This is a genomic window from Paenibacillus sp. FSL P2-0089 (genome assembly GCF_038595095.1).
GTDB classification, from domain to species: domain Bacteria; phylum Bacillota; class Bacilli; order Paenibacillales; family Paenibacillaceae; genus Paenibacillus_AQ; species Paenibacillus_AQ silagei.
Window position 1 is genome coordinate 7,557,287 of record NZ_CP152006.1, and the last position, 21,658, is coordinate 7,578,944.

General features: G+C 48.5%; 9 protein-coding genes. All 9 read left to right on the forward strand.

The annotated features are described in order from the left end of the window. The first annotated feature begins 137 nt into the window (after positions 1-137). The 9 genes from NST69_RS32435 to NST69_RS32475 all read left to right on the forward strand — a co-directional run bounded on the left by NST69_RS32435 (position 138) and on the right by NST69_RS32475 (position 21,642). Entirely contained in the window at positions 138-4,679 is a 4,542-nt protein-coding gene (locus NST69_RS32435) for a polysaccharide lyase family 8 super-sandwich domain-containing protein (protein ID WP_342548086.1), read from the forward strand. 204 nt (positions 4,680-4,883) lie between these two features. Next, complete coding sequence (locus NST69_RS32440; RefSeq protein WP_342548087.1) at positions 4,884-6,191, forward strand: NAD(P)/FAD-dependent oxidoreductase; 1,308 nt, start codon at positions 4,884-4,886, stop codon at positions 6,189-6,191. A gap of 31 nt (positions 6,192-6,222) precedes the next feature. Beyond that, positions 6,223-7,539, forward strand: coding sequence for an NAD(P)/FAD-dependent oxidoreductase (locus NST69_RS32445; RefSeq protein ID WP_342548088.1), 1,317 nt, complete (start codon positions 6,223-6,225; stop codon positions 7,537-7,539). Between the two features lie 645 nt (positions 7,540-8,184). Beyond that, the gene (locus NST69_RS32450; protein ID WP_342548089.1) at positions 8,185-9,852 is read left to right on the forward strand and encodes a hypothetical protein; all 1,668 of its coding nucleotides are present in this window, start codon (positions 8,185-8,187) and stop codon (positions 9,850-9,852) included. Between the two features lie 17 nt (positions 9,853-9,869). Beyond that, positions 9,870-11,465, forward strand: a complete 1,596-nt coding sequence (locus NST69_RS32455; protein WP_342548090.1) for a hypothetical protein — start codon at positions 9,870-9,872, stop codon at positions 11,463-11,465. Continuing rightward, a complete protein-coding gene (locus NST69_RS32460) occupies positions 11,458-16,599 on the forward strand; it encodes an FtsK/SpoIIIE domain-containing protein (RefSeq protein WP_342548091.1) in 5,142 nt (1,713 codons plus the stop codon). The genes NST69_RS32455 and NST69_RS32460 overlap by 8 nt, the downstream gene beginning before the upstream one ends. Next, positions 16,596-17,471 (forward strand): DUF4007 family protein, encoded by an 876-nt coding sequence (locus tag NST69_RS32465; RefSeq protein WP_342548092.1) that lies wholly within the window; start codon positions 16,596-16,598, stop codon positions 17,469-17,471. Before NST69_RS32460 ends, NST69_RS32465 begins: the two co-directional genes overlap by 4 nt. Beyond that, positions 17,471-20,848 carry a hypothetical protein gene (locus tag NST69_RS32470; RefSeq protein WP_342548093.1) on the forward strand — a complete coding sequence of 1,126 codons (3,378 nt, stop codon included), beginning with the start codon at positions 17,471-17,473 and terminating at the stop codon, positions 20,846-20,848. Before NST69_RS32465 ends, NST69_RS32470 begins: the two co-directional genes overlap by 1 nt. Then, positions 20,845-21,642 (forward strand): phosphoadenosine phosphosulfate reductase family protein, encoded by a 798-nt coding sequence (locus tag NST69_RS32475; protein WP_342548094.1) that lies wholly within the window; start codon positions 20,845-20,847, stop codon positions 21,640-21,642. The genes NST69_RS32470 and NST69_RS32475 overlap by 4 nt, the downstream gene beginning before the upstream one ends. Positions 21,643-21,658: the final 16 nt, after the last annotated feature.

A 21,658-nucleotide genomic window follows, 5' to 3' on the forward strand; every position in this document is an offset into this window, starting at 1 on the left:
ATCTGGGGACAACAGCGGCCGGAGGGCCAAACATTCTCTGGAGCCACGGCTATCCCATAGCAAAAAATTACAAGTACATTCTATATAGTTTAGAAAGCGCTAACAAATATCTGCTAGATAGACAAAGGAGCGTGTACATGACTGGCAACATGCAAAGCAGGATCAAGAGATGGATATGTCTCGTGATGGTTGGTTTGATGATCTCGACCCTCGGGTTCCAATATCCTGTATCGGCGGCGGATAGCTCGTCGCAGGAGCTGGCTGAAATGAAGCTGATGAAGCAGCGGGCGGTGGATTTCTATATCTCCAAAGACATCATCAATGACGGAACGAACGGCCGGGTCGAATGGACCTTCAAATCACAGGCCGTGACCTACTTATCTAGTCAAAAGGCGAATGGAAGCTGGGGCGATGTAGATTATACCAGTACGGCTTCCAGTGCCAACGGGCGGGCGTGGTCGCCTTACCTTGCGCTGGACCGGATGCAATCGATGGCTCAGGCTTTTGCAGACCCGAAGGGGCCTTACTATCACAATGAAGCTATGTTAGCCGGGATTCAGAAGGCGCTGGATCACTGGTTCACGGTCAAGCCGACCTCCACCAATTGGTGGGAGACCGGCATCGGCAAGCAACTGCGGCTTAGCAAAATCGCGCTGCTGTGTGAAGGCTATCTGACTGCGGAGCAGGCTGCGAGTATTATCGATACGTTAGACAAAGAGCCCAACACTATCGATGGAGCCAACTCGTCCTGGTACAATCAGAATTATATGATCCGCGGCTTATTGCTGGAGGATGCCCAGAATGTCCGTAGCGCTGTAGAGGCGTTTAACGTGCTCTCGGCAGTGACGGTGACGCTAACGGGAATCCAGTCTGATATGTCCTTTTTCATGCATGGGAAGACGAATTATACCACGGGCTACGGAAGAAGCTTCGCGAGAGATATGTCCTTCTGGGCTTATGTCGCCTCGGGCACAAGCTTCGCCTACAGCCAGGCGGCGATTGACTCGTTGTCCTCTTATGTGCTGGATGGGACCAGGTATCTGGTCAGAGGCGATGTTGCCGATCTCGGCATGGGGATGAATGGACCGGAGTGGCCGGATTATGAGAGCTCTGCGCTGACCTTCTATGAAGATCCGCTGGAGTGGATGCAGGCGGCTAACCCGAAGCGGGCGGATGAGTTCGCCGTTTTCCTGGATAATATCCGGGGTATTGGCACAGTCTCGGGCAATGGACTGGACACGAACAATATGACGCAGTGGCAGACCCTGGTCTCCTCTCATATGCGGAAGGATTACGGAATTACAGTCAAAATGTCCTCCAGCACGGTCAAGGGCGGTGAATGGAGAACCATTAACCCAAGCGGATACAACCTGCTCTACTGGACTCCGCAAGGTGCCACTGCCATCCAGAGAACCGGGGATGAGTACAGAACCGTGTACCCGTTGATGGACTGGGCTCATGTGCCGGGAACAACAGCTCCCTATGTGCTCACGAAGGATGGGAACTTCAACAATCCGAAGACGTTCGTAGGCGGCGTCACCAATGAGCGGTACGGAGCCACGGCGTTTGATTTCAACAAGCTGAGTACCAGCGGGAAAAAGGGCTACTTTTTCTTCGATGATGAAATGGTAGCGCTGGGCGCAGGCATCACTTCGACGAATGCTGCACCGGTCCATACCACGCTGAATCAGAGTCTGGCAGTAGGCGATGTGCTCGTTGACGGCAAAGCCATTGAAGACGCAACGTCGAAGGTGAACGGACGCTGGGCCTATAACGATCATACCGGTTATGTGTTCCCGGATAAGACGGACTTCCAGGTGAAGCAGGAGACGAAGACCGGGAAATGGAGCGATGTGGTTACTGGCAGTGCACCAGAACCGATCACGAAGCCGGTGTTCTCGATGTGGCTCGATCATGGCGTGAAGCCGGTCAATGCCTCCTATCAATACATCGTATTGCCAGGTAAAAGCCCTGAAGAGGTTGGCAGCTACGCGGAAGCAAGCCCAATAAGTATTCTCGCGAATACACCATCTGTGCAGGCGGTCCGGCACCGTTCGCTGGGCATTGCCGAATTGCTGTTCTATCAGCCGGGTACAGTGACGCTAAGAGAAGGCCTCAGCGTAACCGTAGATAAACCGTCGATGGTGATCGTCGATGAATCCGCAGACCCTGTCCGCATCTCGGTGGCGAATCCTGAAACACCGGGGATTACAGTCAATGTAACGTTGAACCGGAACGGGGATCAGACTACAACCACGTACAGACTCGGTAAAGATACGTTTACCGGCCGGAGTACGACGCTGAGCGAGGGAGCTTCTATCGACGATAGAGGGTATGATCTGGCTTACAGCAAAGGTACGGTTGCTTCGTCCAGCGTGGGCAAGCAATTTGCGTCGGGTGCTACGGATCTCTACAGAACCTCCAATTGGAGTTCGAACGCTTCAGGCGATGAATGGATTTACGTTGATCTGCAGGATCAATATATGATTAATAAGGTTAGACTGCATTGGGAGCAGGCATACGGCAAAAGCTATAAAATTCAAGTATCCGATGATGCGGCCACCTGGAAGGACGTTTATGCGACCTCGATGGGAGATGGGGGAATCGATGACATTTCGTTCGGTAAAACCAGTGCCAGATTCGTCCGCATGCAGGGCGTTCAGCAGGGAACCGGAGAGGGCTACTCGCTTGCTGAATTTAACGTGTATGAAGCGGTTGCCCTGAACCTTGCGGAAGGCAAAACCGTGATTGCAAGCTCATCCAAAGCCGCCGATGTGGCAGTGGGGAATGCGGTAGACGGCTCATTGACGACCCGCTGGGGGTCCAACTATGCCGATCCGCAGTGGATTTATGTCGATCTTGGCGAAAGTCAGCCTATTGCTAAGGTCATGCTGCACTGGGAAAGTTCGTATGGAAAGGAATACCGGATCGATGTCTCCGATACGCTGGACGACTGGAAGACAGTATATAGTACATCCAGCGGAGATGGGGATATCGACGAGATCTCTATCGATTCGGTGAATGCCAGATATGTCCGGATGTACGGAACTCAGAGAGCAAGCAAATACGGCTACTCGCTCTGGGAATTCAAAGTGTTCGGACCAGAGACTGAGGCCAGCGTTCCCTCCCGGGTTGAGCTTGCAGCATCGCCATCTTCGGTGGTGCCTGGAGGCAAAGTATCCGTTATGGGGGCCGTCTACGCTGACGGTGATCTTCCGTTGTCCGGTGTAGACGTTGAACTCATAGCAGCCGATGGCAGCCTTGAACCTGCTAAAGTAACTACAGATGTGTACGGCAAGTTCAGTACGATCTATACTGCAGCATCGGTTCCCGGTAAGGTATCCATCTCAGCCGTACTGCCGGCAAGTCCATCCGTGACAGGGGCGGTTACCGTATCCGTTGAAGAAGAGGCTGTGCCTGTATCCGCCCGGATTGAACTGCAGGCCACACCGTCCTCCGTATCCGCTGGAGGCAAAGTGTCCGTTACGGGAACCGTCTATGACGGTGAAGATCTTCCGTTAGCCGGTGCTGCGGTTAGTCTCATGGCAGCCTCGGGTAGTTTCGAGCCTGCACTTGCCGTAACGGATGAGAACGGAAGGTTCAGTACGGTGTTTACGGCACCATCCGCAGCCGGGGATATCGCAATTACGGCTGTACTGACCGGCAATCCTTCCGTGACGAATACGGTTGCCGTTTCGGTTAGTAAGGCGATACCGGTACCTGCTCTTATTGAACTACAGGCAGCACCGTCTGCTGTGAAGACCGGAGATGAAGTATCCATCACAGGAATCGTCTCGGGTAGTGACAATCTTCCGGCCTCCGGCCTGGAGGTCGAACTCGCGGCATCCTCGGGCATCCTGGAGCCAGCTCATGCCGTAACGGACGCAAACGGCCGGTTCAGCACGGTCTTTACGGCACCATCCACACCTGGAGAAGTGACGATTACGGCATTCTTGAGCGCTTATCCGTCCATTACGGGAAGAATTAACGTATCGGTCAATGAGCGTTCGGGCAGCGGAAACGGCGGCGATCCCGGAGGCGAAGCGCCAGTGACTCCGCCAGTAACAGTACCAGTCCCGCCGGTTATTGTTGGAACACCGAATAAGCCGGACGAGGGCCCTTCTGCACCGGCTACTCCGGTCCCTGGCCCATCCCTCACCGATATTGCCGGGCATTGGGCCGAAGCCAGTATCCTTGAAGCTGTTAAGCAAGGCATCATTACAGGTTATCCGAATGGCTCGTTCCAGCCTAACCGTAATGTGACCCGTGCTGAATTCACGGTGATGCTGGCGAAGGCGCTGAAGCTTCAGAACACAGAAGCAGCGTTGTCCTTCAAGGACAGTGACCGGATCGGTTCGTGGGCCAAGACAGCCGTTGCTCAGGCAGTAGCCCTGGGAATCATTCAGGGCGATAACCAGAGCAACTTCCGCCCGGATGCGCCTATGACCAGAGCGGAAATGGCCGTTATGCTGGCGAGAGCATTGCATCTTGCTCCCGTAGCCCGCTCAGCAGGATTCACGGATGACCGCGACATCCCCGCCTGGGCGGTTGGAGCGGCAGCCGAGATGAAGAAGTCAGGACTGATGCAAGGTAAGGGCAACAACAGCTTCTTCCCGAAGGATGCCGCAACGCGGGCAGAGACGGTTACGGTCCTGCTGCGGATGCTGGAAGCTAAGTAAGTATAGCCAACCTTTCATCGTTATACATTAGAACACAGCAAAGCAGCGATTCTCCTGTTAATAGGGAATCGCTGTTTTGTATTTTTGGGCATGTAAACGGCTATGATCATAAGGAGATCAATGACAACCAGTACACTTATGCTATAATTTAATAAAGTGTTTTTGTGCTTAGAGAAAATTGGATAAAGGATGCATTGACCAACCATGTATGAGAATCAGACTTCTATGCACCACAAGCTCTTTATTATCGGCGCAGGTGCTGCCGGACTAATGGCCGCTGTTACTGCGAGTGATATGGGGATCGATACTGCCATTCTGGAGAGTAACGACCGGATTGGCAAGAAGATCTTAATGACCGGCGATGGCCGCTGCAACATTACGAATGAATCCACTGTGACAGATACGGATGAAGCAGCCGCTTTATCGCGCAAGTATCACAGTAATCAACCCGAATTTCCGCTTGCGGTAGTGCAGCAATATGGCGTCGGCCAGACGATTGATTTTTTCTCCTTTCTTGGGCTTCCGCTTACAAGACTCAAGGGGGGCTTGATGTATCCGATGTCGCTGCAGGCAGCGGCGGTACTTGATATTTTCCAGCTGGCGCTAGAGGATCGGAATGTTCCCGTATACCTTAAGAATAAAGTGGTGGATGTTACTGCTTCGGCAGACCATCCTCGCTTCACGATAAAATGCCTAACTGAGACAGAGGAAGAGGTTGTGTATACTAGCGACTATCTGCTTCTGTCTACGGGTGGCAACACCGGTCCGAATGCAGGCAAAGAACCTCCGGGTTATACCCTTGCCGAACGTCTGGGGCACACCCTGATTGAGCCTTTTCCGGCCATCGTGCAATTGAAGCTGCAATATCCGAATATGAGGGCACTGTCCAGTATCAAATCTCAGGGACAAGCTCATATCATTGTAAAGGGTAAAGTCATCGGCAGTGAACAGGGTGAGATGGCCTTCACAGACTATGGTATTACCGGTCCGCCCATTCTCCAGCTAAGCAGGAAGGCTGCGTATCATCTGGCAAGAGGAGAACAGGTGAAATTATCGGTGGATCTGACGCCGGGCCGCACAGAGGAAGAGTTAATTGATTTTTTAGAAAAGCTCTGGGAGACCTTTGGGCACCGGACCGTGGCAGATTCCCTCGTGGGTATCTTCAACAAGAAGCTTGTTACGGTCCTGCTTAAGGAGACGGGCTTAGATCAACAGCCACAGCTTCTTTGCCAGAATCTGCCGCCCAAAACTAAAGAGAACTTTTATCGGCTCTTGAAGCGTTGGGAATTTAAAGTGACGGATACCAATGGCTTTACGAATGCGCAGGTGACAGCCGGCGGCATTGATACGTCGGAACTCACCCGGGGAACGCTGGAATCTAAGCTGGTGCCCGGGCTGTATTTAGCCGGCGAAGTGATGGATGTGGACGGAGATTTCGGCGGCTATAACCTGCAATGGGCCTGGAGTTCCGGATATGTGGCCGCCATGGCGATAGCTAAGTCCATTCAATAAATTTATTAGGAAAAGGGATGCATCAATTAACATGTATAAGGATCAGACTTCTAAGCACCACGAGCTGTTCATTATCGGTGGGGGTGCTGCAGGTCTAATGGCTGCAGTTACAGCGAGGGATCAAGGTATTGATACAGCCATCATTGAAAGCAACGACCGGCTCGGGAAGAAAATAATAACAACGGGTAACGGGCGTTGCAACATTACGAACCAATCCACCGCCACAGGTACGGATGAAGCGGCCGCTTTATCCGTCAAGTATCACAGCAATCAGGCAGGCTTCCCAATACATGTACTGCGGCAATTCGGTGTCCGCCAGACAATCGATTTTTTCTCCTCGCTCGGGCTTCCTTTTATGAGCTTAGAGAACGGCCGGATGTATCCGATGTCGCTGCAGGCGGCTTCGGTGCCGGGGGTGTTTAAGCTGGCGCTGGAGGACCGGAATGTTCCCGTCTATTATAAACATAAAGTGCTCGATGTGGCCGTATCGGCGGGACATCCGCGGTTCGCGATAACCTGCCAGACGGATACAGAGGAACAGGTTGTGTATACCAGCAACTATCTTTTTCTATGTACCGGAGGCCTTACCGCTCCCAAAACCGGAACAGACGGCTCCGGTTATACGCTTGTGGAGCGTCTGGGGCACACCATGATCCACCCGGTGCCAGGCATTGTACAATTGAAGCTGGATTATCCGTATTTGAAGGAACTATCGGGCATCAAATTTGAGGGAGAGGCCCATGTTATCGTAAATAATGAAGTCATCCGCACGGAGTCTGGCGAGATTCTTTTTACGGACTATGGCATCTCGGGCCCGCCCATACTTCAGCTAAGCAGAAAGGCTGCGTATAATCTCGGCATCGGAGAATCCGTGACCCTGTCGGTGGATTTGATGCCGGAACGCACGGAGGAAGAGTTAATTGATTTCCTGGAGATCCACTGGGGGATCTTCGGACACCGGACAGTTGCCGATTCCTTCGTGGGCATCGTCAGCAAGAAGCTGATTCCCGTGCTGCTGAAGGAGGCTGGAATTGATCAACAGTTGCATCTGCTGTGTCAGGATCTAACCTGGAAAACCAAGAAAATATTCTATAAACTATTGAAGCGTTGGGAATTTAAGATCACCGATACCAACAGCTTCACGAACGCCCAAACCACAGCCGGTGGCATCGATACGACGGAGCTGATCGAAGGAACGCTCGAATCTAAGCTAGTGCCGGGCCTCTATTTAGCCGGTGAGGTAATGGATGTGGACGGCGATTGCGGCGGCTATAACCTGCAATGGGCCTGGAGCTCCGGATACGTCGCCGCGATGGCGCTTGCGGACCGGCGTGCCCGGACCACTTAAGAGGCTGGAACGTTGCGGACTCGTGGCGGGGGAACCAAACAAGACCATCTGGGAAGATGGTCTTTTCCATATCATTTCTAAAGGGATAAATAAAAATGAATGGTGGGGTCAATGTGACGAAGGATCAATCGAAGGTGACTCGTTATTTCCACGAGATTGGGCGAATGGGGAATAGCTTGCCTGAACAGGTTCGGCCTCAGGTCTTGGAGGCGTTCTTCGATGTGTTTGAAGAGGATCTGGACATTCTTGAAGATCTAAGGGATCGTTGATAGGACTAGATAAAGGTAAGGTGTCCAAGCGGAAGTGTCCAAGATCCTCACAGAGAGTACGGCTTCTTTCACACCTCTCGTTCTGAGGTTGTGGTTGGGAACGATTTTTGGGAATTCGAGGCCCAAGATGAAATAAGTGTAAATAGAATGAAATAGAGATTATTAAGAGAGTGCCTTAATCGGGCGCTCTTTTTTATGCTTCAAGAGGATCAGATCAACCTACAAATATGCACTGAAATAAATGATTTTAGCGAAAAATATCAACTTATAAGTTTAATTGAACCTATGTGTCAAAAAGTGTATGATGAGGAAGAAAACTAGATGCGTCTTTGGAATTAACGGAATAGGACTTCAGTAGCGGAACGGGAGGGCCCCGATGAATTCATTCGTCCGGTATTTGGATCAATTTAACGTCCTGTCTCCTAACCATGCCAAGATTTATGATGAGTACTCAGGGCAAGGGGATAGCTATTCATTCTCGATTGAAACAAAGATTGAAAATTTTTTATTAACAGCGTATGCGAAGGCACCTTGTAGCATTATTATGACCGGTAATGCTGGTGATGGGAAAACACGTCTTTGTCGTGCGGTTTACGAATCATTGACAGACAGTAAACTGTCCCAATGGCCGAATAATGGCATTAAGGAAGTCCCGTTTCATGGGGGGACAATTATCCTTGTAAAAGATTTGTCGGAATTAAAGGAAGCTGACATTTTTGAAGTGCTGAGCCTGTTGCAGGCTTACCTTCAGGACGGCCATGAGCAGAAACGGTATTATTTGATTGCTGCTAACGAAGGCAAATTAACGAAGTCCCTGTCCATGCATCCTGAATTAGACAAATTGGCAAATTGGGTTAAAGAGCGGTTTTGGGACCCTAGAAAAAATGATACACAGCTTCACCTTGTTAATTTACAAGACGTAACTTCCTCGATTTATGCCGATCGAATCATGGAGGAATGGAACAAGGAGGATTATTGGTCCGAGTGCCAATCCTGCAACAAGGCGGGGAATTGCATTATTTTGCTCAATCATCAGCGGATGTCTCGGAAGCGGGTCAGAAACAGGCTTGCCGAGCAATATCGGCTGCTTGATTGTCTGGGGATACATCTGACCATGAGAGAGATGTTGATTCATATCAGCTATACTCTGACAGGTGGATTAACCTGCTCCGATGTGAAGCGTGCAGGATATCAGGATATTGAAGAACATGCCAAACGAGTCTACTATAACAATTTCTATGGTGTTGGTATGTTGGGACTAGAATCTGTAGAACAAGGCGCAGTACGAAATTTATGGGAACTCGACCCCGGCCAAGTCTCCATATCTGTTATTGACGATTATCTTCTGCATGGTGATATCAGCGGAGAAAACAGCATCGTGGAGCGGCATGCAAACTTGTTTAATGAAGAATTGGATCTATTGTTCGGCTATTACCGCAAGCGTATAGAAGCATATCGTAGCCAAGGAAGTGGCGGAGAGAGTGACATCGCACAGCTGATGAGCGGTTTTCGCAGGAAGTACTTTTTTGAATCGGAAGAACAAGGAGAAATGCAGCACAAGCTGATTCCTTATATTCACTTTTATACTTTTATGGAAAGTCTGGAGAGCCGTCAGCGTCAGGCACAAGTCCGTCGAGATTTGATTCGTGGTTTAAACTATGCTTTTACGAAAAAACTGGTGGATGGGTCAGAGACACAATTATTTGCTGTAAATGATAATTTACTCGTGCATCAAGCTTACTCTATGGGGCAGGTTACCATTTCGGCTGATACGTCCCGTGAGGATATAGACCACTTGCCGTCGAGGCTGTTGTTAACCATCAATCATGAGACGACGCTGGAGATGAAGCTACCGGTATTCGAGTATTTAATGAGATTGGCCGCTGGCGGCTTAAACTGTACGTTAAAGCAAGAGGTGGATATTCTGCTTAGCACGTTCCGTAACGAACTAATCAGCCACAGCGAGCTAGATGAGTTTCTGCTTGTAGTGTTTGCGCTTGATGCGAGCAAGGGTGTATATGTGCGACGTGAAATCAATATGTAGAAATGGAGGGCTGTGAGATGACATTAGTCGAAGAAAAGGACAAACGGGATGATTTCACTTCTCAGCTATCGGCGGATATATGGGGACATCGTTTTAAGGATGGTCAGCGTGGTCCGGAGTATGTGCTGGAATTTTTGAATGTGTTGAGCGGGGCCGGCTATTCCTTTACAAGCGACTATTATTACCGTCGTCGTTCCATAGGCCTCCGTGAGTTTATTTTTGAAGGTGTGAAGGAAGGCAGAGGAGCGGGTAGTACTCTTGTGTTAGACGAAGCCAAGAAGGAGAAGCTGGTTCAGGCGGTACAGGAAAACAATGTGCCTGTACTGAAGCAGTTTCTGAGAAATCTGGAAGTTGTGCTCTATGATACGGACGGCAAGGAAGCCGACCGATCCTGGTTTGCACGTTCACTGTATCCGCTACATGAATCGCTACTTTATGTGGAGCTTCGCAAGAAAAATGGAAGCTATGGAATAGAACGTAACTTTTTTGCGCGTGGCGGGGAGCTTTACTTCCTAATGCTGGGACATGGTACGGAGAATTGTGGGGAACGGCGTTCATTCATCGAATGGAGATTTCAGCAACTGCTAACACGAAATAAGATTATAGAGAAGGTGGTTGGCAAAATATCGGCTGTATTTGAGGATTCTGAGCCTCCGGCGGAGCGAAATGCGGGACAGCTTCGCGCGGGTGGCCAGGATGCCCATACTCCGATGTTGCCACATCGTGCAGAAATCGACAATCGAGAATTGTTCGAGCAATTTGGAGCCGAGATGGAGAACTTGCTGTTAATAGATATGGACGTTCACGAGATGTTCCACTTGTTAACTTCGCTGGTCTGCTTCCAGTTGAATCGTTATATGCATGCCCGTTCTCAGCCAGATGTGAAGTCTTTAACCTATTTCTTCGATTGCATGGATGGAACGAATATTCATATCTATCGTCAAGCAGCGAAGAGTCTAGAGCAGCATGAAGCGATGCTGAAGGAAAGGTATTTGGTTGAGTTTGAGAGAAAGTCGGATGGAGTATTGGGCAGTATAGATCAGATTGAGCAATTATTGCCACTGTGGCAAGAGAAGCCCGATTTGTTCTATAACAGCATGGGACTGACCAAATTACGTAGCCGTAAAGAAGCGGTTACGCGGATTTTGCTGAGATGCCAGACGGCGGATGACGTACAGACGACGCTCAAGAGCAGTGTTCGCGAAGTAGTTACATCTCAGCTTGATCAGATACAGGTAACCCGCGTCATTGCAAGGGATGGGGGATTTGCTACGTTTCGCCGGGGTTCGGCGTCTAATTATCGCTATACTATATCAGATAGCTTCTTACAAACACTGGTATTCACAACAGTACAGCCGGGAGACAAGATGGAGTTCCATGAATTCTTGAATCGACTATGTAACGCTTACGGTATTGTTATAGGTGAGCAACAGGCCAAGGAAACCGGGATATATGAAAAGTCAGGATTCAATATTCGATACTTCCAGGATAATGAGCGTGCGCTTCGGAAGAAGTTGCGGCATAACGGTCTGCTGATTGAATTTTCCGATGCGACAGCGATGATTCAGAATCCTTATGACCACTGTAGCCGGGAGGTAGGTCTCCATGTTTAACACCACTGGCAAGTTGCTGGGCGCCTGGATTGTAGAATTGTTACTGGGTTACTTTGAATCGCAGAAGCAGTCCGGGGGAGACAAGCTATTCGCACGCGTAGCCGGTATGGATGAGCAGGCCTGGGCTGAAGTGCTGGAAATATTTCGTGGCGCGGAGGAACGTTTAGCTGCGCACTACATACCTATTCTTCGAACGTTGGCCAGTGTAGAAGGTTATCAGGAGTACGAATGCCAAAAGCATGAGACTAGCACTTGGCTGCGAAACAATAATCCATCCGGCAGCGCGCTTGTCATTTTCATGAATGACCGGGCATCCGAGGCACAGAGTCTGGAGAATATATTTACTATTGATGAGGCCCGCCTGCTTGACACGGGGGGATTGGAAGTATTATATCGGCTACTTGCAGATCGCTATCGTCTTTTTGGTACCGAGATGGAGTCGCTCAAGGTGTTCATGTCGATGTACAGGGATCTTGCTGAACCGCAGCTCCGTAACGTGTTGGCATTTTTATTAGCCATTATGAAAGAGCCTTCATTGTCCATGCTTGATAGCATCCCGCGCAATCTGGATAAGCTGCTCTTGTTCCGCGACAGCAAGCTGCCCTTCAAGGCAGCGGAAGGCAAAGCAAAGTTGAGGCGGAACTATCAGCTCTCCCGGTTGGAGCGGGAGGGGCGTGCAGTAAGCAAAGAAGATTTCGTGAATAATCTGTATTCATATATGGAGCGAACAACCGATGACAATGCAATGAATGAGCTATGGGAGCAAGTAGACCCTAACAGGTTCCGTAAACAGGCACTGGATTTTATTCATCATCGATCATTGGAGCTGCTTCAATATGAATTTGACAGCGTTGCTGCTGCACTGCATTTCAGACCTGGAAGAAAAAAGTGGAATGAAAAGATTAATGACTTCAAAGCTCATATTGAAACCAAGAAAAAGCTTGATGATCAACAGGAGCTTCTCATCCGAGATACGCTTGAAGCAATTGAGGTAGCAGCTGATCCAGAGGTCATCCAAAATTTTATAGATGAGTTCGTAATAGAGCTTCAGGAAGAGCCAAAGCTGCGCAGGGAGTTAGAGCGGACAATGGTTCGCCAGCGGCAACATACGGAGTATACAGAGTTGACGGACGCTTTGATTCGTGAAAGCATCATGCTGCTTGAAGAGCTTGAAGAAGAGCGGCCCGTGGGAGTCAGCTTCATACTTCGACTAGATGAGGCGAGTCTAAATGAGCAGCAGGCCAGTGCGTTACGCTTTCATCTGAACGGGCTTGAGAAGCTAACGGAATTTATAACTGCAGAGGTTGAGGAGTGGCCAGAGCCAAGCAGTAAACCGAAGAACGAAGTGACTTTCAGGCTTGTACTGTGTGTTGAAAGACTAGAGCTGGCGAACAGTAAATTCAAGCTTGTAAAAGCGTTCGATGGCGAGCTGGGGGGGATGCTGGAGAAGCTGACTACGGAGAAGCGTATTCCATATCTGCAGCGTTTTGAGGGCGACGATATGCGGTCGGTGGATATCCTGGGTATTATTAAGACCAATGCAGAATCGTATGCTTTGCAAGGACAGCGTGAAGTCGTAGGAGCGGCAGAGTTATTCTGTAACGTAATGGAGGAATTCCGTTCAGAGCTTGAAGAGGCAGCTCTTCAAGGTCTCAGCAGCATTGACTTCGCTCATTTGGAGAATAGACTGGAGCAGGTTTTGAAGAACGCAAGACAATCTCCGTTAATTGTAAATCATGTCCACCGTTATTTGAACCTTTTTGGCAGTTGCGACAGCTACGATTGCAAAGCCGTGGAACGTGTGGGCTGCACTCAGGAGAGAATTGTGACATTACTTAACCCCATCCGACTGTTAGGCTACTCGAAGCGGCTTGCCAATGTTCGTGAAGTGCTTTACAAATGGCTGGTGCAAGACAGTGTTGTTGTCGAGGAATTAAGCGACTTAGATACGTATTTCAGACAGCAGAAGGAAAAAACCGCTATGCTGGCCCCGCATTATACTGCCAATTATGGGGAGACAGATCAGTTTTTGGTGGAGCGGCAAGAACGTATGGGAGAAGGAATCTTTACGCCCAATGGTCGCAGCAGCGGAGAGACGCATTTAGTCGGAACGTTTGGCGAAGAATTTCTACCAACGGTTAAGACTTATTTGGAGGTATATCCCTATGCAAGGGATGGTTTAGACCTTATTTTTCTGTACTGTACGCATAGCGATTACGTTAAGAGGGCTATTGACACCATTTTCCGTTCAACTACTGTCCGTAAGGTTAGGGTCATCATACACAGCGAGAGTCGTGGCGCAGCGATCTATGAGGAGCTTAATGCCTGGATGACCCAAGAGGAACGGTATTCAGAGAAGCATTACGCATTTCCTAAAGTTGAAATTAGTGTTATCGCCGAGAGTTCAGTCAATAAGCTGATGAGTACGCTAGAACGGACACTTATGGACGCCGACATCGGTGTGTTGGTCAATTATTTCGGCCAATCGTCGAGTGTACAATACAAGCTGGAGAAAGCCATGGTTCAGGATTCAGATGATTGGTTCAGCGCGGTTTATCGGGAGCCACTTTATCGAAACGACAATATTAAGCGGGTAAATTTAATCAGCGATAGCTTGCCCAGAATGATGCAGTATTTTTACCAGATGCAGTGCATGTTGAATAACGGAGGCATGTTAGCGGCTGATGAGCACTATTTGTTGAGGAACGTAATCGCGCTTAATCGCTGGGCAGACAGAGAACTGCTTGATTATATGCACCAGAAGTTCAATTGGTCTCTTATTATTGATCGGCATCTAGACAAGTCTCTGCTTAAGTATGTGTCTCCCCAAGCACAAATTATTAAGTATAAGTCGAATGCGGGCAAGAACAAGGGGCTGCGTACGTTGGTGTCATCGTCGAAATATATTCGAAGATTAGTAAATGAACAAAGCGATCACGAATATTTCGACCGCCTCTATCAGAAGTTTGCAGGATTGCTCAAAAACAATCAATTGGATCGTTCTATCATCCATAATGCTATTGAACAGGTCAAAGTGATTTCGGGCGGCATAGTATTAAGAGCGATAGGTCCCGGAAAATTTGCACATGAGCTGTTAGCAATTTACCTATCTACACAGGCCAGAGCATCAGAAGATGGGGAGCTTGTGGTCTGGGCCGTATGTGACGAGTTACCTTGGTTCAGCGAGGCTGGGCGTAGACCTGATCTTGTACGCACCTCGGTAAGACGTGCAGGGGAGAAGCTGGAGTTGCGATTTGAACTAGTGGAATTAAAGTTTATTGCCCATACCATTTTTGAAAAAGAGCGTTATGATGCGATTAAGCAAGTGCAGGCTGGACTAGATTTATACCGCAATCGTTTTGACTTCTCCCGCAACACGGCCAGCGCAGAGCTTTGGCGTAAGGAGTTGCTCTATTATTTACTCGAATACAATGCTTATGAATTGGACGAAGGGGAGCTTTTGAAAGAGCTACAGAGAATTCCAATGGACAGGATTGAGCTTTCCTTCAGCGGCTCTATCGATACATTTGTTTATACCTCCAATCTTCTGGAATTGAGCATTATGGAAGGAAATGTAGGCGGTTATCAGACAGAACAGCTCCACCAGGGATTCGTTAACCACATTTACAATCGTTCATATATTTTAAAAGCTCTAGGAGCAATGCAAGAAGCAGAAGTTCCATATTTTTCAGAACCGCAAGAAATGATGGAGTATGTATCATCCAAATTAGGGCTGGAGCCTGAGGGACTGCTGAAGAACGCAGACTTGCCGCTCAATGATACCGAAGCCAGGGAAGCTTCGCAAGCGGCGCTTGACAGCACAAAAACTTCCCTGGAATGGATTTACCTGTATAAGGAGCCCTCAAAGGGGGTAGCGCTCTCGGCTGAACATGCTACAGCGTACGAGTCGGAGGAGGTTGCCTCTACCTTGCCGCTGATCGCCGTTTCTCTGGAACATGCTGAGGAGGCCACCACCCGTTATCCGGAGGAGGTAGCTCTACAGGCATTAGCTAGGACCGAGGAGCCTAAGGCTGAGGATGATGTGGCTCAACTGGTCGAGGATTATAAGAAAAAACTCCGTTATAGCTTTAATTTGATAGGGATTGATATTCGCGTAGTGAATTCGTTTGTTGGCGTTAGCGTCATTCGGCTTGTGTTAGAGATTCCGCTGGACAAGCCGTTTCGCAGCGTTGAAAGCCGTGCTGAGGATATCTATCTATGGTTAAAGTTATCCTCCATACCGCTCATTGCATTACGCGATGGCCGCATCAATATTGACATTAATCGTGATTCGCCGGAAACGGTTTATTTTGAGCGCTTCATGGAGCATGTCAGAGAAAAATTCCCACCTGCTCGCTTGAAGGGGAAGCTCGTTACACCGATTGGAGTCGGACAGCTACGTGAATTAATCACGATGGACTTTTCCAGTTCAAATACGCCACATCTGTTAATCGCGGGTACCACTGGCAGTGGCAAAAGCGTGACAATGAATGCGATCATTCTAGGGCTAATGTGCTTGTATGGCTCTGAGGAGGTGCAGTTCATCTTCATTGATCCCAAAAAGGTGGAATTCATGCCTTATGAGGAGCGTAGCCATACACGTCAGGTTATTACAGAAATTGAAGAAGCGATTGTGGGACTAGAGCAACTGGTCGAAGAGATGGAGCAGCGATATCGGACGTTTGCCCGGGAAGGTGTATCCAGCATTGATGATTACGTGGAGTTGACTGGCGGACATATGCCTCGCTTGGTCGTGGTGTTCGATGAATTTGCTGACTTCATGGAACGGGAGAAGGCGTTAAGTGGACGTGTGGAAAGCGCCATTCTCAGGCTGGGCGCCAAGGCCCGTGCTGCTGGAATCCATCTCCTCATCTGTACACAAAATCCGAAGGCAGATGTTGTGCCAACTAATATCCGCAATAATCTGCCTGCCCGTCTTGCGCTTAAGGCAGCAGATCATCATGCTTCCAAAATCATCATTAACGAAGAAGGGGCAGAAACGTTGGGCGGCAAAGGCGATTTCCTGATGAAGCTGGATGCCTTGGAAACGCTAAGAGGGAAAAGTCCGTTTCTAACACCGGCGGTTAAACAGGCATTACTGCGGCACTTTCGTAAAACTGGAGGTCAAGCATGAAATTTGGACATCATCAGAGCTTCTATCTCCGGGTCAACTGGTTAGCTAAAGCTTTCAAAATGTGTGACGAGGATTCAAGGTTCTTCTATAGCGATCTTGGCTTCGAGAGAATCGGTTTAGGTAAAAACATGGTCAAGGCATTACGGTATTGGGTTGTGGCAACGACTGTCATGCAGGAGGTCAAGGATAATGAGCTGGGGCCAGTGCATGCGCTGACTCCATTCGGAGAAATCGTTAAAGCGAATGACCGGTTCATCCGTCTGCCCCTTACGTCCACAGCCCTGCATTGTCTGCTGGCATCCAATCGCGAACAAGCAACAACCTGGTATTGGTTCTTCAATGAATATGGAAATCGTTCAAGTACGAATGAGGCCTTGCTTCATGATCTGGAGGAATGGGTGAAGCATCATCATCATCGTGCAGTGTCTCTAACTACATTGAAAAGAGATCTGGATTGTCTGAAACTAATGTATACAGCACAGGCCAGAGTGGAGGATGATCCAGAAGAGGTGGTAGCCAGCCCGTTGTCCGCTTTGAATTTACTTCATAACACACGGGAGCAATTCGTAAAGCGCAGCCCTGGACTGACAGAAATGGATCTGGATGGTCTCTACTTCAATTTATTGCATTATTGTGAGGAACGCAATGTAAACAGTGTGACGCTGGAGGAACTGCTCGTCCAACCAGGACTGTGGGGCAAATTGTTTCATCTATCTTCCAATCAAATATTGGAGGTGCTGGATCGACTGCAGGAGCTGCCCTTCTACCCTGTTCGCTTCGTGCGCACCAACCAGCTCTATAGCCTAAGCCTCGAAACTGAAGATGCCTATGGTTTTCTGCGAAGAGCGTATACACGGAAGGCGGATAATTAATGCAAGGATTTCGTGCGAGTATCAATTTACAGTTTGATATTTATGATGAAAATCTTTTGAATAGTTATGTGCTGACTCCCTCCCATGCAGAAGTTCTGCACGGCGTTATGGAGGGAGTAGCGGGAGAAGGGGCTAACGCCCACCTGATGATTGGCCCCTACGGAACCGGCAAGTCTCTGCTTGCCGCCATTCTGTGTCAATTTCTTGCTAAGTCGTTTGGATACGATTGGAGCAATTCCCTACTTACACAGGCACAGCAGATTGACGGGAGACTTGCGGTACGACTGAGCGAGACGTTCCACACCCCAATAACTTATCTTCCTGTCGCTATCAATGGTAGAACGGGAAGTTTGCGCAATATTGTGAATTTTGCAATTCACAGAGCGTTGCTGGATCAAGGGATTAATGTCAGGACTCCAAACGAAGCCCAAAGCATATTAGACACAGTGGATAGGTGGAGACGGGAATATCCGGATACCTATGCTATGTTTCTTTCTCATTTGCTTAACCGCAATTGGACAGAATCAGAGTGGAGTGAGCTAATCAGCCATTATGAAGAAGAGGCGCTTCGTGATTTTATTGCATTTTATCCTACCGTTACAGCAGGAACGGCTTGGTCTGTAAATCATGAAGCCTTTTTTCTCGAGAATCTGGAGCAAATTGCCCACAAATTACAAGAACACAAGCTTGGATTATTTATTGTCTATGATGAGTTTGGCCGTTTTTTGCAATCATTCGACGGCTTGGATGCCATCGTTAATATGAGAGATTTGCAGGATTTGGCCGAATTTGTTGGAAGAATGGATAATATGCAGCTGCTGGTCATCGGACACAAGCATATTCGCCAATATGCTGCTAATAGCAGAGAGGGTGTCCGAGGAGAATTTGAAAAAGTCGAAAAGAGATTCCGGTTCTATAGCCTGGAGACTAATGCTACAACCTTCTTGCGTCTCGCTCAAGAAGCGATTGCACCAATTAACCAAGAGCAACTGAACCTTAAGGCCATTCAGAATTTACCTGCCCAAGCCGCGGAATTCCCACTTTTTTCAGAATTGACTAACTATCAATTGGAGCAGGGTGTGGTGAGGATGCTGTATCCCTTACATCCTGTGGCTGTCATGCTCTTGCCGCAATTATCTAATAGTTTTGGACAGAATGAAAGAACCTTGTATTCTTTTCTAACCGATAATGAGCGTTACAGTCTGATGGATCATGTACACCGCTCTGCTGAGTATTATTATGCCGATCAACTTTTTGATTTCTTTCAGTTGGAGTTGGCCGATGACGATGAGCAGCCTGGTCTTCAGCTCTATCATACGATAGCTACTTATCTAGCAGAACAGCAGCCGTTACAGCGTCGGATTGCCAAACTATTGACCTTGTGGACAGCAGGACGTATGACTCAAAGGCAACCAACTACCTTGTCGTTCATTGCGTTTGCGCTGGGCCTTTCAGAGGAAGAGGTGCATTCTGGGCTGGATGGGCTAATACATTCTAAGCTGGTAAGGCATAATGCCATTCGAGACCTGTGGGAGCTGTGTGACGGTAGTTCCATCGACATTCATGAAGTGGTTGCAACACGGATGACGACTACCTTACTGAATGACAGAGAAAGCATGGCTCTGCTACAGCGTCATTTACCTCTTTCGTACGTGATGCCTTTTGAATATAACGATGAAGTGGATATGTTGCGTTATGCCGATGTAATGTTTGCGACGATAAGTGAACTTAAGGAAGCAATTAACGTAGAGCCTTTTACGGCTGATGATCGATTATGGTTGGTCGTATATAGGGAGACTAAGGATGTTAAGAACCCTGATGCTGTCATGGAGGAGTTGGCTGCTCCATACCTAATCGGCTTTCCGAACTTCACACTGGAGAGCATCAGGCCATCGTTGCTGCATTATAGAATTCTAGAGGATTTACTTAATGATTCAGGATTTCTTGCGCAGGATACTCGAGTGAAAAATGAACTAACGTATATGCTGCACGAGACGGGGCTACGAATTCGAACATTCACGGAGCAGTACTTAGCATTTGAAGAGATGGATTGGCGAAGCGGTAGAGAGCGAAAACGGATTAAGGATCTCAGGGGACTTGAAGCAATTGTCACCCAGAGGCTGCGGCAGACCTATCAAAATACACCGATCATTCGAAATGAGTCGTTTAACCGGAATCGTATCTCCGCTATTCAACGGCGAGCATTGATCGATGTAATTGATCGGTTGATTCGGGAGCCGGAGAAGGACAATCTTGGAATAACCGGCTATGGTCCCAATTATCTGATCTATGCCAGTGCTCTTAAGAACAATCAATATAGTTACAACGCAGCAGTGGGTGAGATCATATGCAACGATAGGCTGGCGGATGTGCGGAATGAACTGCTTCGGCGCCTGGAGGAGTCACCCACAGGCAGGCTGTCCGAACTTATCGGAATGATGGAGCAGCCTCCTTATGGTATTCGATCGGCTGTGGTCCCGCTTCTCTTTGTTGCACTTCTACGTGATCGTTGGAATCAGTTGTTTTTCTATGCGCATGATATGCTAACAACGCATTTAAACGGTTCCTCTCTTCTTGAAATTGTTGATATGTCTGATGGGTATGAGTATCGATATTATGAGTGGACACTGGAGGAACAGCAACGGCTGGCCCGGCTTGGACAAATCTTCAGCTTGCCAGAGGAGGCTGGAGTCAGCTTTGTGCATACCTCGGATGAGTTGCTGAAATGGCTGCGGGCACTCCCAAAATATACGCAGATTAGCAACAGCCATACACCTTCAGCCAGAACGGTGCGTGATCATATCCGGGCCTCGGAAAGCGATCCCTACCTTTATATGAAGCTGCTTGCCAGTGATGACATAGAGCTTGAAGCAGTGCGTGTAGAACTTGAATCATTTATTGCTCGCAATGCAGTCAAGCTGGAGCGGGATATACTTGATGTCACCGGGGTAAGTTCGTTACCCCAGCTATTAGAACATTTGACTGGTCTGCAACGTGAGGCAATCGGCAGAAATAGCAAGCTGATAACCTTCACACCGGATGTAACTGCTGATACAGCACTGTTAGACTCGCTTGCAGAGCATATGGTGGGTGTGCCGCGTACAGAATGGTCAGACGCAACAGAGGAGCTTTTTGTGAACCAAATGAAGTATGAGTGGCAGTTATTAGATTTGCAAGGAGCAACTGCCGCCGCTTTTGAGGGATACATTAACACGGCCCCCATTGAACTATCCAAGAAGTCGCATACGCTTTACGCCAACGTTAAGAACCTGCTGAAATATGCGGGTAAAGACATTGCGCCTCAAGAAATTCAAGGAATATTACTCAAGCTTCTTCAAGAGTTGAATGAAATGCCTGAGAGAGGAGAACCTTTATGACGAGAAAACCGGTTCATGTTGCTATGTACAGCGGAGGGGCCTCTTCTGCTTACGTGGCTTATCATATGGTTCAGACTTACGGTCGAGAGAACAGCATTCTTTTTTTTACTAACACTCTATGGGAGCATGAAGACAACTATCGCTTTATGCATGAAGTGGCAGATTACTTAGGTCTAGAGATTACCTATCGAACTGATGGCAGGACACCTGAGCAAGTCTTTTACGATTATCGGTTTATGGGCAATTCACGGTTAGCTAAATGCTCGGAGGAATTGAAGGTTAGACAGACTGTCATTTTCTTAGAAGAACTTCGGAGTGAGCAGGGGCTGGAGCCGATTCTGTATTTCGGTATCGGCAGACATGAGCAGCATCGTGCCGAGAATCTGAAGGAGTTTTATGCACATGTACCAATCGAGCCTGTAGAAACAAGGTTTCCGCTCATTTCAACATTTCGGGAGGAGGTCGATGCTAAGCAGATCATAGAAGAGAAGTGGGGGATTCGGCTACCGATCATGTACGAGCTCGGTTTCTCTCATGCCAATTGCGGTGGCAGATGTGTCAGAGGCGGATTTCAGCATTATGCCCAGTTATATCGGACATGGCCGGATGTGTACCATGAGCAAGAGGAGATGGAAGAGGAATTCAGGCGTCACTTTGACAAGAATGTCTCAATTCTCAAGCGTAATGGAGGACCTTATACCCTTCGGGAGTATCGGGAAGTGCTGGAGCGGGAAGGTGTACAATCCTATCTGCTTCAAGAGGACGATACTGTTCCTTGTGTTTGTGCCATATAATAAACCTATTTTAGGA

Coding starts and splice junctions, on each gene's coding strand:
- NST69_RS32445 (WP_342548088.1), top strand. CDS start 6,223: ATGTATAAGGATCAGACTTCTAAGCACCACGAGCTGTTCATTATCGGT.
- NST69_RS32435 (WP_342548086.1), top strand. CDS start 138: ATGACTGGCAACATGCAAAGCAGGATCAAGAGATGGATATGTCTCGTG.
- NST69_RS32470 (WP_342548093.1), top strand. CDS start 17,471: ATGCAAGGATTTCGTGCGAGTATCAATTTACAGTTTGATATTTATGAT.
- NST69_RS32440 (WP_342548087.1), top strand. CDS start 4,884: ATGTATGAGAATCAGACTTCTATGCACCACAAGCTCTTTATTATCGGC.
- NST69_RS32475 (WP_342548094.1), top strand. CDS start 20,845: ATGACGAGAAAACCGGTTCATGTTGCTATGTACAGCGGAGGGGCCTCT.
- NST69_RS32465 (WP_342548092.1), top strand. CDS start 16,596: ATGAAATTTGGACATCATCAGAGCTTCTATCTCCGGGTCAACTGGTTA.
- NST69_RS32460 (WP_342548091.1), top strand. CDS start 11,458: ATGTTTAACACCACTGGCAAGTTGCTGGGCGCCTGGATTGTAGAATTG.
- NST69_RS32450 (WP_342548089.1), top strand. CDS start 8,185: ATGAATTCATTCGTCCGGTATTTGGATCAATTTAACGTCCTGTCTCCT.
- NST69_RS32455 (WP_342548090.1), top strand. CDS start 9,870: ATGACATTAGTCGAAGAAAAGGACAAACGGGATGATTTCACTTCTCAG.